13 protein-coding genes are annotated in these 13,767 nt (G+C 46.7%); 6 read left to right on the top strand and 7 right to left on the bottom strand.

Annotated features, from left to right (window positions below; translation table 11 throughout):
- Positions 1-93: 93 nt before the first annotated feature.
- Together K9W43_04720 and K9W43_04715 are read left to right on the top strand one after the other, a co-directional pair.
- Complete coding sequence (locus K9W43_04720; protein MCF2136527.1) at positions 94-2,292, top strand: PAS domain S-box protein; 2,199 nt, start codon at positions 94-96, stop codon at positions 2,290-2,292.
- A gap of 158 nt (positions 2,293-2,450) precedes the next feature.
- Entirely contained in the window at positions 2,451-2,897 is a 447-nt protein-coding gene (locus tag K9W43_04715) for a hypothetical protein (GenBank protein ID MCF2136526.1), read from the top strand.
- 24 nt (positions 2,898-2,921) lie between these two features.
- Here the strand turns inward: K9W43_04715 and K9W43_04710 are convergent, their stop codons facing one another.
- Positions 2,922-4,277, bottom strand: a complete 1,356-nt coding sequence (locus K9W43_04710) for an MFS transporter (protein ID MCF2136525.1) — start codon at positions 4,275-4,277, stop codon at positions 2,922-2,924.
- On the opposite strand from K9W43_04710, the gene K9W43_04705 reads away from it, so the two are divergent.
- On the top strand, positions 4,264-5,391 hold the full coding sequence (locus tag K9W43_04705) for an ABC transporter ATP-binding protein (GenBank protein MCF2136524.1): 1,128 nt from the start codon (positions 4,264-4,266) through the stop codon (positions 5,389-5,391). The genes K9W43_04710 and K9W43_04705 overlap by 14 nt on opposite strands.
- Before the next feature lie 183 nt (positions 5,392-5,574).
- Entirely contained in the window at positions 5,575-6,663 is a 1,089-nt protein-coding gene (locus K9W43_04700; GenBank protein ID MCF2136523.1) for an ABC transporter ATP-binding protein, read from the top strand.
- A 229-nt stretch (positions 6,664-6,892) separates the two neighbouring features.
- On the opposite strand, the gene K9W43_04695 is transcribed toward K9W43_04700, so the two are convergent.
- A complete protein-coding gene (locus K9W43_04695; protein ID MCF2136522.1) occupies positions 6,893-7,819 on the bottom strand; it encodes a hypothetical protein in 927 nt (308 codons plus the stop codon).
- A 49-nt stretch (positions 7,820-7,868) separates the two neighbouring features.
- On the opposite strand from K9W43_04695, the gene K9W43_04690 reads away from it, so the two are divergent.
- Together K9W43_04690 and K9W43_04685 are read left to right on the top strand one after the other, a co-directional pair.
- Positions 7,869-8,720, top strand: a complete 852-nt coding sequence (locus K9W43_04690) for a hypothetical protein (protein MCF2136521.1) — start codon at positions 7,869-7,871, stop codon at positions 8,718-8,720.
- Positions 8,721-8,730: 10 nt separating this feature from the next.
- Entirely contained in the window at positions 8,731-9,525 is a 795-nt protein-coding gene (locus K9W43_04685) for a hypothetical protein (GenBank protein ID MCF2136520.1), read from the top strand.
- Between the two features lie 6 nt (positions 9,526-9,531).
- Here the strand turns inward: K9W43_04685 and K9W43_04680 are convergent, their stop codons facing one another.
- The 5 genes from K9W43_04680 to K9W43_04660 all read right to left on the bottom strand — a co-directional run bounded on the left by K9W43_04680 (position 9,532) and on the right by K9W43_04660 (position 13,766).
- A complete protein-coding gene (locus tag K9W43_04680; GenBank protein ID MCF2136519.1) occupies positions 9,532-9,876 on the bottom strand; it encodes a hypothetical protein in 345 nt (114 codons plus the stop codon).
- A gap of 9 nt (positions 9,877-9,885) precedes the next feature.
- Complete coding sequence (locus K9W43_04675) at positions 9,886-10,152, bottom strand: hypothetical protein (protein MCF2136518.1); 267 nt, start codon at positions 10,150-10,152, stop codon at positions 9,886-9,888.
- 61 nt (positions 10,153-10,213) lie between these two features.
- Complete coding sequence (locus K9W43_04670; protein MCF2136517.1) at positions 10,214-11,242, bottom strand: ABC transporter ATP-binding protein; 1,029 nt, start codon at positions 11,240-11,242, stop codon at positions 10,214-10,216.
- A gap of 3 nt (positions 11,243-11,245) precedes the next feature.
- Entirely contained in the window at positions 11,246-12,418 is a 1,173-nt protein-coding gene (locus K9W43_04665; GenBank protein ID MCF2136516.1) for an ABC transporter ATP-binding protein, read from the bottom strand.
- Between the two features lie 4 nt (positions 12,419-12,422).
- Complete coding sequence (locus K9W43_04660; GenBank protein MCF2136515.1) at positions 12,423-13,766, bottom strand: ABC transporter permease; 1,344 nt, start codon at positions 13,764-13,766, stop codon at positions 12,423-12,425.
- Position 13,767: the final 1 nt, after the last annotated feature.

The raw sequence follows: 13,767 nt of genomic DNA, 5'->3' as shown, positions 1-13,767 counted from the left end.
CTTATCTGACTCGCCCATGGAATAATCATTAATGATTAAGATTTTGAGAATCGGACAATCGAGATGCGACCCAACAACTAGGTGTGGTACCACGTGCCAAATGTCAACAGTAACGAAACAGGTCTGCTTGTTTATATGAATACACCAGCAATACTCGTAGACAAGAATCATGTCATTCACGAGGCCAGCCCACCTTTACTCGCATTACTGGGAGTGCCATTGGAGGAGATCAAGGGAAAGAAATGTTGGGATGTGTTCCATGAAGAAAAGACAGCACCAGATTATTGTCCATTCACCTCAGTGCTCTCACACCACAAACGGGCCGCAGTAAAGATAGATGTACCAGTCCTAGACACCGATCAGATTGTCATTCATTTCCCCCTAAAAATCGCAGGCAACCCGCAAGAATTTGTAATTATCGCATTTGATGTTGACACTGATCTCGATTCTTCACTGGTCTCTCCCGCACCGGATAGAATTAGAGAGATGTTATTTGATACGATTAGCGTACCATTGTTGATTCTCGATTCGGACTTGTGCATAATTATTGCAAATAGTTCATTCTATGAAACCTTCAAACTTGTAAAAAACAACACGATTGGAATGCGCTTCGATGAGCTAAAGGAGGGTTGCTTCAAGACAACGGAATTACAGAGTCTTATGGAACAAATATCACGTGGCGACAGCATTCTAGAGAAGGTCGAGTCCACCATTAAGTTTCCAGTCATTGGAATAAGAGATCTTGCCTTCACCAGCAGGCGATTCCATCTAGGTAACGAAAATAATATATTTACTGTTGTTGAAATCCACGACATCACAGAGAAAAAAGAGATTGAGCGTGAACTCCAGAAGAGAGGGCCCAGCTATCAGCTATTGGTTGAAGAAGCATTTGAGGGCATTGCGATTATGCAGAATGGAAGATATGTCTATATCAATGAATCATTTGCTTCACAAATTGGATGTTCACGTCAAGAAGCATTAGAATTAAGTAATGAAGAAATATGGGCCAGAGTTCATCCGGATGATGTGCCCATACTGAGAGCGAGAAATGGCGAACTGAACCAAGGCCTCTTCAAATTACCAAGTCTTCGTTTTCGGTATCTTCACCCAGATGGGACAGTCTGTTGGGTGGATTCATTTGTCAAGAAGATCAAGCTTGCGGGAAAATCCGCGAACTTACTATATCAGAACGATATCACTGATTATGTACATACTATCCGGGAACTAGAACAAAGTGAGAGCCGTCTACGTGCAATATTTGAAACCACCCCAATTGCGATTGTGATCTTTGATTTATCAGGTCATGTAGTAGAAATAACTCAGGCAGGAATAGAACTGGCAGGAATTGACTCACCTGAAGAATTACGGAATTTTAATCTCTTAGAGGCACCCGATCTTCCGGAGGAGATAAAGAGAAAGGTCAAGGAAGGAAAGACCCTAATCTTCGATCTGACTCTAGACTTCAATAGGTTAGCCCAAGCAAATATCTATCCGACTAAACGCAGGGACACTGCATACCTGAAGGTTGGTATTGCTCCGCTGAGAATGGGGGAGGAAGAGCATATTGAAGGATATATCGTACAGATAGTTGACATCACAAGACAGATGCTAGCTGAAAAGAGAGCAGTAACAGCTGCAGAACTTGCCTTTGTCACATCAGACATCATGGCTCACGATCTACGAAACTTTCTCCAGCGGATAGAGTTAGCAGGAGAACTCCTGAAGCGTCAATCCATGACAAAGGAACAAGCAAACTCCATCGAAATGATACTGGATTCTGTCGAGTCTGCGCAACAGATCATATCTGATATGGCCATGACGCAGAATCTTATTTCAACACCTATGGTTGTAGAGTCTCTTCAAAAGGCACTGGACAACGCACTTCAACAACTATCAACAAGATATCAAGATGCCAATATAGAAGTCGAATATCGGACCCTCAATCCGATTGTGATGGCTGACGAACACTTGGAACGCCTCTTTTCAACTATCATTGAGAACGCGATCGTTCATAATGACAAAGACCGTAAGCAAGTGTGGGTCACCATCAAAGAGGAGGACATCTATTATTGTGTGACTATTGAAGATAATGGGCCGGGAATTCCACATGCGATAAAAGAGAGCATCTTGGATCCCAAAAAGCGTTCTGCAGGAGTCGGCCTGATTCAGGCCCAATTAATAGCAAAGAAATACGGTGGAAGCCTGAGCATTCAAGATAGGATACCCAACACTCAAGGGTCGGGTGCCAAGGTCCAAATATTAATTCCAAAATATGTCACACCCCCACTCTAACGGATCTTAGATGTGTATCTCTGACGCTGTGACCTTTGACGATACTCAGACAGACATGATAATTAAAGAAAATGATTAAAACTGCCTCCACAAAGATCCAAGTTCTAGTGACGCGGTAATAGCAAAATCATTTATCCCATTACAGACAGATAGTACGTATGCCATTTGCGCACACTATCACCTCGCGTATGTACTGGATCGCACTGATTGCATTGACCTTACTTGTGCCTACACTTTGCATCATTATTGCATTTCCGGTCCTCTATATGTTAATTCCAAGGTTACGGGAATATCTGCTATCGTTCTCATGGTACGAGCTAGTTGCAATAATTGCATTCATGAGTGTCCTATGGTTCGTATCAGGATATCTTCTTCGAGTGTGGATTTGTATGCTCTCCAAAAATACCATACAAGGTCCGATAGAACTGATCAAAATAAAACGAGTACCGACTGTGTTCTTTGTTGCTAAATGGATCAACATTACAGTAGGTGAAGGCACCTATCGAATGATTGAGCAAGGCAACTTAAGCCAACATCTTCAAGAGGGAATGAAGGTTTCACTAAGAGTTGATGCAAACTCGATGATATCGCGGATTAAATGGTAATAACCATCTGGATGAAAACTCCGCTTAGAGAGTACCATCTCCATCGGGGCCCACCGATTCCGAAGCAACTCGTTTTGCAACGGTCTCAGCCTGAAGCCTCCGGCCCACACCTATTAGACTGATGGAGAGAACAAGTGCAACTATGTTAAACATCAATGTAATCCAAGCAATCGGTTGCGCTCGATGAAAGATCTGGTCTGCAAAGACTCCACCAATAATTGGGCCCAAAGCAGCCCCAGCATTTTGAGCACCACTGACCAAGCCCATCGCGCGGCCACGCTCTTTTTCCCCAGAGATAAGGGATCCAAATGTAAACGAGGCTGTACTCGCCAAGGGATATAATGGAAGTGCATAGAGAATAGTAGCGGAGATAGGATCAGTGACAAGTGCGAATCCAAAGGCGAACATAGCGTATGTTGCATAGCCGATGATGATTACACCAACTGGGCCCTTCCTGTCAATGATTCGACCCACGTAAGCAGTGATCAGTACTGCAAGAGCGGTTGCCGCAGAATTACCCAGACCAACATATGAGATCTGACCACCGAGTTCGTCAGGGATTATAATCGGTACGACTGACGTGATTGCATTAACGCCCAAAGAACTGAGGGCGATTGCTAGAAGTAACTGTGGCATTCCCGGACGACCAAGTAGATGGATGAACCCTAGAGTATCATGCTCAACATGTTCTCTAATGGGAACATCATGAACAATGATTATACACGAGACCGCAGCAAATATGCTCAACAATGCAGCAATACGATAGAGCGTATACATGCCTATGAGATCGTACAGGAACCCACTACTGAGTGCACCCAAGAACCAACCAGCTGATTGTGCGACAAGAAGGAGGCTAAGGCGTTCACCTTTGGTGTGCGTATCAGTGGTCAAAAGTGCCTGACCAGCGGGAATTGCCCCTGCTGAAAAAAAGGTCCCAATGACTGCAATAATGAAATACTCGATCTCATTTGTGACGAACGAGTAAAACAAGTAAGTCGCAAAATAGCCCACAAAACCAAGGATCATGACGGGCTTACGCCGGCCTAGCTTGTCAGAGACAAACCCCCAGAAACCAACTGCACCAATCGTGATTAGTGCGGGGATTGCAAAGAGCGTGGTCATGACCAGATAGGAAGTGACTCCAAGTTCATGTTTGAGAAAGTAGGAGATGAACTGCCAGCCGATAGCCATTGCAATTGCCTGAATCGAGAATGCGACATAGATACCAATCGCACTGGCCTTCTTCGACTCCATGGTTTCCGGCACCAACCAATCCACGGCGACCATAGTAATATTGCTGTCGATGGAGGCTTCGAACGTATGCGTCAGTCGATGACCTTTTGTGATTGAAGATGAATGATAATCCATGCCTTCGTTCATCGACGACCCTGTTCTCAAGGTCGAGCATCTCAGTGCCTACTATACATCCAAGAGAGGTCTCGTGCATGCTGTAGAGGATGTGTCCTTTGACATCAGACGCGGAGAAGTAGTGGGCCTCTTCGGAGAGTCTGGAGCTGGGAAGACTTCGATAGCATTATCGATCATGGGCATCTTTGATCAGGTCTCAAGATTCTACGCTTCATCTTCAGGCAATGAGGAAAACAAACGCCTTTGGCAACTTCGAGATGAGGCTAGGAAGAAGGGACTATCATCAAAGGAGATGGGGATGGCATTACCGGGGCTCGAAGGGCACATCTGGTTCGAAGGAAAGGATCTCCTCACGTTAGACGAAGAGAAATATCGTAAACTCAGAGGCGATCGAATCACATACGTTCCACAAGGAACCAAGCTCTCTCTCAACCCATATATGACAATTGGATATCAGACTGCGGAATCGCTCTGGGCACACGATGAAGACGACATGCTCACTGAACGCCAAGTCCTAAGGCGAGTCCTCAAAGTTCTGGACATCGTTGATCTTGGAGATGCTGACATAAGACGCTACCAGAAACCGGGGCAATTCAGTATGGGTGAGGACCAACGTGTCCTGATTGCCATGGCCATGATCTCCAACCCTGCACTGTTGATTGCCGATGAACCGACCACTGCTGTAGATGCTGGTGTTCGGCGCAAGATCCTTGACGCTCTTGAAGTGGCCCGTCGTGAACTGAATCTCGCAATGCTTCTGATCAGCAACGATCAATCAGTCGCGGCGCAGACATCGGATCGCGTCGCGGTCATGTCAAGTGGAAGAATAATGGAATTTGGAAGCACCAAGAGAGTTCTGACCTCTCCGGGACACCCATTTACTCGCGCGTTCATAATGAGCAATCCTTCCATGGAGATCATACGCCGCATCAGAGAGAAGGGCCTTCGAATTAGGGGGATTCCTGGCAAGCCGCCCGATCTTGTCAATCCACCATCAGGCTGTCCATTCCATCCGCGTTGTGAGTATGCAACGGACATATGCAGAGAGAAAGTACCTGAATACCGTGAGGTCGAAGATGATCATTGGATCTTCTGCCACAGGTATGAAGAACTCCCGGAGTGGTAAAAAAGTTCGCGCTCGATAAATAGAAATAAATTTCCCTCCGTTTTCTCGCCCATGTAGAATTTTTTGGAACACGTGTTCTAATAAAATTGGGGAGAAAGAGATGCGCGGAAAATAAAAAATGGGTAGATGCGATGTCGGCACGACTTATATTGGACTTGATAGTGTGAAAGAGTCGTGATTGCCATGGCAAAGGGAGACCCTCTACTCGAGACTAAGCATCTATCCGCATACTACCCATCAAAGAAAGGCCTTGTTAAGGCCGTTGATGATGTCTCAATAGAGATCCGAAAAGGAGAATGTGTTGGGCTACTCGGAGAGAGTGGATGTGGTAAGAGTTCCTTGGCCCTCGCACTGATGGGACTATTCGATCGCATCGCCAAGTTTCGAGCTGGCGTCCAGAACGAACCGGGTATAATGAAAAAATATTATGGGGACGGCGTAGCTGCCGAAGAGCGCCCGGGAGTACAGGGACAGATCATCTTCAAGGGAATGGACCTCACACAGTTGCCAGAAGAAGAACTGGTAAAGATTCGAGGCGATCAGATATCAATGATCCCTCAGGGACTGCAACGTTCGCTTAACCCACAATATAGCGTTGGCTATCAGACCGGGGAAACAGTGGAAATACACTCGGAGAATGTGCGGCTTATAGAACTGCGTCGTAAGGTGCTTGAGTATTTAGGTCTCGTGAGTCTCGCCGATGCCGATCAACGTTTTGTGCTTGACCCTAACAGCTTCAGTGGTGGAGAAGCACAGCGAATTCTCATTGCAATGTCACTCATTCAGGGGCCAGATCTGGTCATAGCCGACGAGCCCACAACGGCATTAGATGTGACCATCCAGCGGCAGATCCTGAATGTGCTTGCCATGATCAGAGATGAGTTCGAAGTGTCGCTTCTGCTCATCAGCCATGACGCGGGGGTCATCGCAGAGCTTGCCGACAGAGTTGCAGTCATGTATGCAGGCAAGATCATGGAATATGGTGATGCAAAACAGATCTTTCTAGACCCCAGCCATCCATACACAATGGGTCTCATGAGCTCGTTCCCAACCATTGCAATGATGCGAATGCGGGCAGGTGGAAAGCGTCCTGTCCTGAGGGGAATTCCTGGAGATCCTCCAGACCTGACTAATGTACCATCAGGCTGCCCGTTCCATCCGCGTTGCCAATTTGCGACTGACATCTGCAAGCAAGAGATCCCAGAGTATAGAGAGGTCGAGACCGACCACTGGATCAGATGTCATCACTATGGAGAGTTCCCAACAAAATAAGGTGTGAGCGCCCAGTGGCGCCCACGGGGAATTTCTGTCGCCGAACTACGTTTCCAACACCCGCATCAGAAGGACGGATGGAATCAAAGGTTTGCCTCAACTGCAACTTTCCCAATTCCCGCACTTGAAAAGTTCAGTCCTCCCGGCTTGAATAACGTATAATTACGGGGAAAACTAGTATATATTGATTCTAGAAAATGCCTATGCATATTTCATAACGCGCCAAATTTCATTTTTCAGGATATGCCAGATTAAATTCGAGACGATAGAGTGTATGATCCACGATAAACCCGGAAGTTTCAAAGGTCTCACGGATGTCGCGGTCTGCTGGGATCTCAGCAAAAACAGATCGCACACCCTTAGAATAGAGCGCACTGATAATTGTACGCAATTCATCAGCCGTGACTGTAGGAGAGAGAGGCCCAAAGGCCAAAGGGGAGCCTACCAGAATCCACCCAACATTTCGTGAAGTCTTAGAACAGTATCCGATCAGAGAGGCATCCGTGTGTGAAGATAACTTGAGGCCAGCACAGGGATACCAGCGTTGTGAGAGTATGTCGCGTACCTCTGTGACAGAGAGATATCCCTCATGAACTAGAGATCCAAAGGAGGGTAGTTTTGATTTCGAAGAGAGTAGGACCTTGCTCAATCCGGTGACCTTACGGAATCGTCCGTCTCGACGGGAGATGCTCAGTCCAAGATTAATGCGAACCTGTCGCAGCTCGAAGATGAAGCGGCCCAAGACATCGGAAGCACGGGTCTCACCCGAACGTGGCCAGGCAATAACATGATGATACCCTCTCCGACGTGCACATCGTAGAATGGAATATACCAAATTATGACCAGCAGAGTCCCGTCCATGAGAGACAACAAAGTCACCGATACCAAGAGAGTTTCTCACAGGGTCATCGATGATACGCGCGACAGAGGTTGGCACAGGACCATCATATCCTACAAGAAGATGATCACGTCTAATGACTCCCTTCTTTACAAGAGTATGAAGATCATGTTCGGTGAAGGGGAGGGAGTCGTAATCACTTCCCTCATTGAAGACGCGCACCCAGTCTCGGAGGGGGGCTTTTGTAAGATCGTACACACGACCAGATAGAGATGCCACAATTATCCCGATGCCATTGACTTTTTGAAGGTATCTCAATTTTGGCTGTGACCGTAAGACCTATCCGTATTCTGAAAGACCTCAAATTGTGCCAATCGAGCTTGAAATAGATTACGAGTCCATACACAAATGTGAGGAAACATTCAACATCACAATAAATCTCACATCATTTCAGAAACATAATCTAACACGAAACGGAAAGATCACACTTGACCTGAAACAGATTTCCGAGATCACAGATCAGGTCCATACTGATACTCAGGAATGCATTGAATTCGTATTAGAATATGTTGAACGGTTCCAACCACTATTCCTTTCGCTCTATGTTGTCAATCCGTCCACATGGGAAATCATGAAACGGAAGCCTGACCATACAGATAGGATGCTGCCAATGGTCACAATTCCGTGGATCTACGCAAGAAATACCCTGAAGACCAAGAAGAATCCATTGGGTATAACTCACTCTCACAATGATGGAGTCAAAATCAGTTATGATGGCAAACGAGTCTTCTTTGATGGGTCGGGAGGCGATTTCTATGGGCTTCTCGAGGAACGTATAGCCGAGCAAACACAGCGGGCGAGACCGTTGTTCTTCCCCGGGAATCTTATGGGAGCGGAACTGGTACCAGTCTACAAAAAACGGAGAATCAGAGTGATTATCGATCAAGCACAGCCAGAGGTGAAGGTATGTCCACCACCGCGGAAAGAGCTGGATTATCGCTTCTCGGAGAGCCCGAAGTTCATCCACAAGTATGGGCTTGAGGTGAGATCACTTGACCAGACAGTGCAGCTCAAGATCGGATTTGATAAGGAGTCACCTCTGAGGGGAGAGGTACTTTTTCACTTGGGAAAAGTGTTTACAGAGTGGACCCCGAGAGATCTGCAACTGGGATACTATATCTGGCTCAATTCTCTGGCCAAAGTACTTTCGTCCAAGTAGGTGAAAAATCATGGTTCTCGTAGAACTTGCAATTACTTTTTTCGCAATGGGCCTGCTGATCATAGTATATACGGCTCACAACATAATGAAGCTGAGGCAATATTCCGAATTCGAGACCAAATTGGCTGATGCTTTTGACACGACAGACTTGGACCTCACGGGAGAGACCGCATATGTCAGATGCATCTCTCACGAATGGGCAATGGATAACATCTCACGAAGAAAATATGGCAAATTTTCCAAAAAGTTTCACGAACTGATGACGGACAATACGCTCTTCGGCGCAATGCTAGTGGGCATCTTTGCAGGCACCTCTTCAATCTTGATAGGCCTCTCGTTCGTGGAGGGATCAAGTGTACTAGGCGCCTCATTAGGAGTAATCCTCATCGGCATAGTTGTCCTCATAGGACCAGGAGACCCGAAAGTGTCATCGACATTTCTTGATGACCTTATGAAGACCGATATGCAAAATCTCTGCAAAGAAGACTATGTGTATGTCCATTTGGCCGTCAATAGCATCACTGAGTGGTTGAAGATCACCGCTATCATAGGTGCAGTCTTCATCATCATCTCACCGTGGGCGGAGATGGTCCCCACAATTCTGGCAGGATCCCTCACGTTTGTAGTGACAACAATGATCTTCAATCCAGCATTAGCCATCGCAGCCGTGAATTTCCCACTTGCATTTCTGTACATGACCATGATGGCGGTACTCTTGTTCTATTTTATTCCAAGAACTATAATCAGACGCATTCGCCATACTACAAAAGAGAAAACAACATCGGATGCTATGGCTCATTGGTGAACAGTCTCAGATCACTAATGATAGGGCATACGCAACGCCGCCAAACATCAAAATGAAGACACCAGTGAGCAAGGTGTCACGGCCAAGAAGATACATGGCCCATGATTTAGAGGGGGCTCCTGATGAGTCATACCTTTTTGAATCATCAAGTGGCTGACGACTCATTAGACAACTTCCAAGAATGAGAAAGAGAGCGAACTCAAAGACCGTCAGATTTGCTACGGCTGTAAACAAGTTTAGGATAACATCAAACAAGAAAAGAAATGAGGCAACAATGATGTTCACTGTCAATAAAACAGAGGCATAGGCCGCGGGACGAAGAATATACACTTCGAATCGTGTCCGCGTCACAGAAGCACCTCAGAAGAAAATGGAGAGAAAAAGACCCATTGCCAATAAGAAGATCATAAGGATAACAAGAGGGAGAAAGACTGTCTGAACAGCAGCTATGCTGAGAGCAACAACATCTGATCCTGTAAGTGAAACATTGGTATCGTCAATCGGTTCATGGTACATGATATCTTCCCAACTCGGATCGGTACTATCCGAGATAGATTCTGCAGCATCTACTTCAGAAACACCATCAGGATATGCAAAAGAATCATCAGAATCAGGCTCAAAACTCATTTCTATTCCTCATGCTAAAAAGGATGTAAAAGAAAATAAAGGTAATGGAACATGGTGGGGATTACCCAACCATGCTCTCTACTGCATCAGCATATTCTTGCTGAGCACTTCTACCGAAATCGAGATCTCCAGCAAAGTGACAAGCCACAAGGTGTCCATCGCCAGTGTCTTTCAATGGGGGTTCTTCAGTCCTACAAATGTCCTGTGCATAGATACAGCGTGGATGGAACCTGCAACCTTTAGGCGGATTAATTGGACTTGGCACCTCGCCCTTGAGAATCTGAGCTCGCCCGGCATAGCGTGGATCTGGAACTGGTACAGCAGACACTAGTGCAAAGGAATACGGATGGAGCGGCTTTGCAAAAATGTCAATCGGATTAAGCTCGACAAGTTTTCCCAAATACATGACTGCAACTCGATCACTCATGTGCTTTACAACACTGAGATTATGAGAGATGAACATGTACGTGAGCCCGAATTCGTCCTGTAGATCCTTCATCAGATTGAGAGTCTGAGCCTGTACCGACACATCAGTACTGCTCGTAGGCTCGTCCATCACAACAAACTTTGGATTGAGAGCAAGTGCTCGCGCAATACAAATTCTCTGACGCTGCCCGCCACTAAATTCATGGGGGAACCGATTGAGATGATCTTCCGTCAGACCAACTTTTTCCAAGAGGCCGAGGACCATATCTCGCATCTTGGGGCCACGGGCAATACCATTGACCAATAGGGGCTCTCCGACAGAATTCTTGATTGTGATTCGGGGGTCTAGTGAGGCCATCGGGTCCTGAAATACGATCTGCATTTGCCTGCGCAAAAGTCGCAAGTCGCGTCCTTTCAGATGGGTGATATCTTGCCCTTCAAAAAAGATCTTTCCATCAGTCGGCTCAAGGAGCCGAAGAATGGTTCGTCCAAGAGTGGTCTTACCACACCCTGATTCACCAACTACACCAAGTGTTTCACCGCGGTAGATCTCAAATGACACATCGTCAACGGCATGAACCTTTCCCACGACTTTGCGGAATACTCCACCAGTCAGTGGAAAGTACTTTTTCAGATTCTGTACTTCAACAAGTGTTTCGGGCATCATTTATTCCTCCAAAGGATGATGGCAAGCAACCCAGTGGCCAGGGCTGATCTCCCGTAATTCGGGCTTCTTCTGTTTACATTCTTCCGTAGCATAGTCGCATCGTGGATGGAACCTACAGCCAGTAGGTGGGGATATCAGATTTGGCACACTACCTCGAATCTGTGGGAATCTCTCACGACGCTCATGCAGTTTAGGTACCGCGTATAATAATCCTGCCGTGTACGGATGTCTGGGCTTAGCAAACAGCTCAGCAGTTGCACAGCTCTCGACAGAAGTCCCAGCATACATTACAGTGACCCAATCACAGGTTTCTGCGACAACGCCCATATCGTGGGTGATCAGGATAATCGAAGAACCAATCTCGGCCTTGAGATCATTCAAGAGTTTGAGAACTTGAGCCTGCACAGTCACATCCAGTGCAGTCGTCGCCTCATCGGCAATCATAATGACAGGATTACATGCAAGTGCCATTGCTATCAGAGCTCGCTGGCGCATCCCTCCAGACAATTCGTGGGGGTATTGGGTCATAATTTTGTCCGGAGCGGGCATCTTAACAAGACGCAAGGTCCGTTCAGCAATTCGCAAAGCCGCCTTCTTCTTATACTTAGAATCAGGCTCGGGAGGGTTATCAAGAAGTGATTCAAAATGTTTCAGTTGCCTCGTAAGCGATTCTCTGCGGTCATGCGCCTTCTCAGATTGGTCATCTTTTATCTGCTCTAAGGCAGCCTTGATCTCATCAATCTTAGTCTCAACCGCTTCACGGCGAAGATCTTGATGAAGCATGACGACCTCAGCAATCTGATTGCCTATTGTGAAGACAGGGTTTGGAAAGGTCGCAGGATCTTGGAAGACAATGGATATGTACTTCCCTCGAATGTGCAACATTTCCTCATCAGGCAATTGCAGGAGATCTATCGGTTCGACTTCGCCAGTCTCCTCATTCGGCTTGTAGAATATCACTTCTCCGCCCTCAATTCGGCCAGGCGGTTCAACCAATCGAAGGATAGAGCGAGCCGTGACAGATTTCCCACAGCCGGTCTCACCAACAAGACCCATCGTGGATCCCTTACGCAAGAAGAGATTAACACCGTCAAGAGCCTTTACTACTCCCTCGTAGGTATAGAAGTTTGTATAGAGATTCTTAACTTTGAGTACAAGTTCATCATTGGACATCGATCTATCTCCTCCTCAGTTTGGGATCCATAATATCACGGATTCCATCACCAACCAAGTTCAGAGCCAGTGATACAAAGAGAATCGCCATTCCCGGGAAGAACATAGCCCATGGATTGATTCCAAAGACATCTTGACCTTTGGCGATCATGAGGCCCCATTCTGCAACACCAGCAGGCGGTCCAAAGCCAATAAAGGAAAGACCTGCTGCAACCAAGAGGACGGCACCAGTGTCCATGGTTGCCTGAACGATGAGTGGCTGGATAGTGTTGGGAATTATGTGATTCAAGAGAATCCGCCCATCACTAGCACCAACCGATCGTGCGGCCTCAACATAGAGTTTCTCACGCTCGGCCAAGACCTGCCCTCGGACCAATCGGGCATATGCGGGCCACCACGTCACCATCAGGGATAGAGAGATATTATCTAGGCTCCGCGACCCGAGTGCCATGACGATTGCCATTGCAAGAATCAGTCCGGGAAATGCAAAGAACACATCGGTGATGCGCATCATCAGCTCGTCGATTTTACCACCATAGTAGCCAGAAACGGCACCAAGTATAGTTCCCACAGTCACGGCGACGAGTACTACAGTTATAGACACACGGAGATCAATCTGTGCACCGTAGAGGATTCGGCTGTAGGTGTCACCACCGGAATTATCAGTTCCCCAGAAGTGGACAGGGTTACCAGGAACATTGCTTGGAGAACCGGGTGGAAGATTAACATCATCCCAAATTCGCTGCTCAGGCCCATACGGTGCCAAGAAAGGTGCGAAGATGGCCAGCAGTATGAACACGACCATAATGACAATCCCAGTAACAACAAGGGGGCTCTTCCGAATGAGATAGAGACTATAACGAATCTCCTTCAATCGGGGAGTCAGATCCTCACGGAAGGTCGGGTACCAGTAACGTCGAATGTAGGGCATGAATAGCAGAAGAACTGGAACTAGAGTGAACACTGAGAGAATAAGACCCAGTGTGGTAAAGGTCAGTAAGTACAGCAAAGCAATCAAGAGATTGAGATAGAGAAGACCAGAATAGGCCCACATCTCATAGTTCCTCAAGGCGCCCCAGATCTTGAATGCCCCATAGCCCATTCCAAAGATGAGCATTCCCAAGAAGAGCAGATTGGTCAGAGCCATGGCAGCCGGGATATCAGCTGGGATCAGACCAACGAATCGGAGAATGTTGTAGCCAATCCCACCAAGTACGATTACCACACCAGTCCCAATTGCGAGGAATGCAACGATCATCTCGATGTGTTTGAGAATGGCGAACTGTTGCTTTTGGTCCTCATCAAGTTCAATTTCTTCAATTGCAGCACGTGCATCGTCTAATGTCATT

This window comes from Candidatus Thorarchaeota archaeon (genome assembly GCA_021498125.1).
Taxonomy (GTDB): domain Archaea; phylum Asgardarchaeota; class Thorarchaeia; order Thorarchaeales; family Thorarchaeaceae; genus B65-G9.
This window is presented reverse-complemented; position numbering and strand designations above follow the sequence as displayed.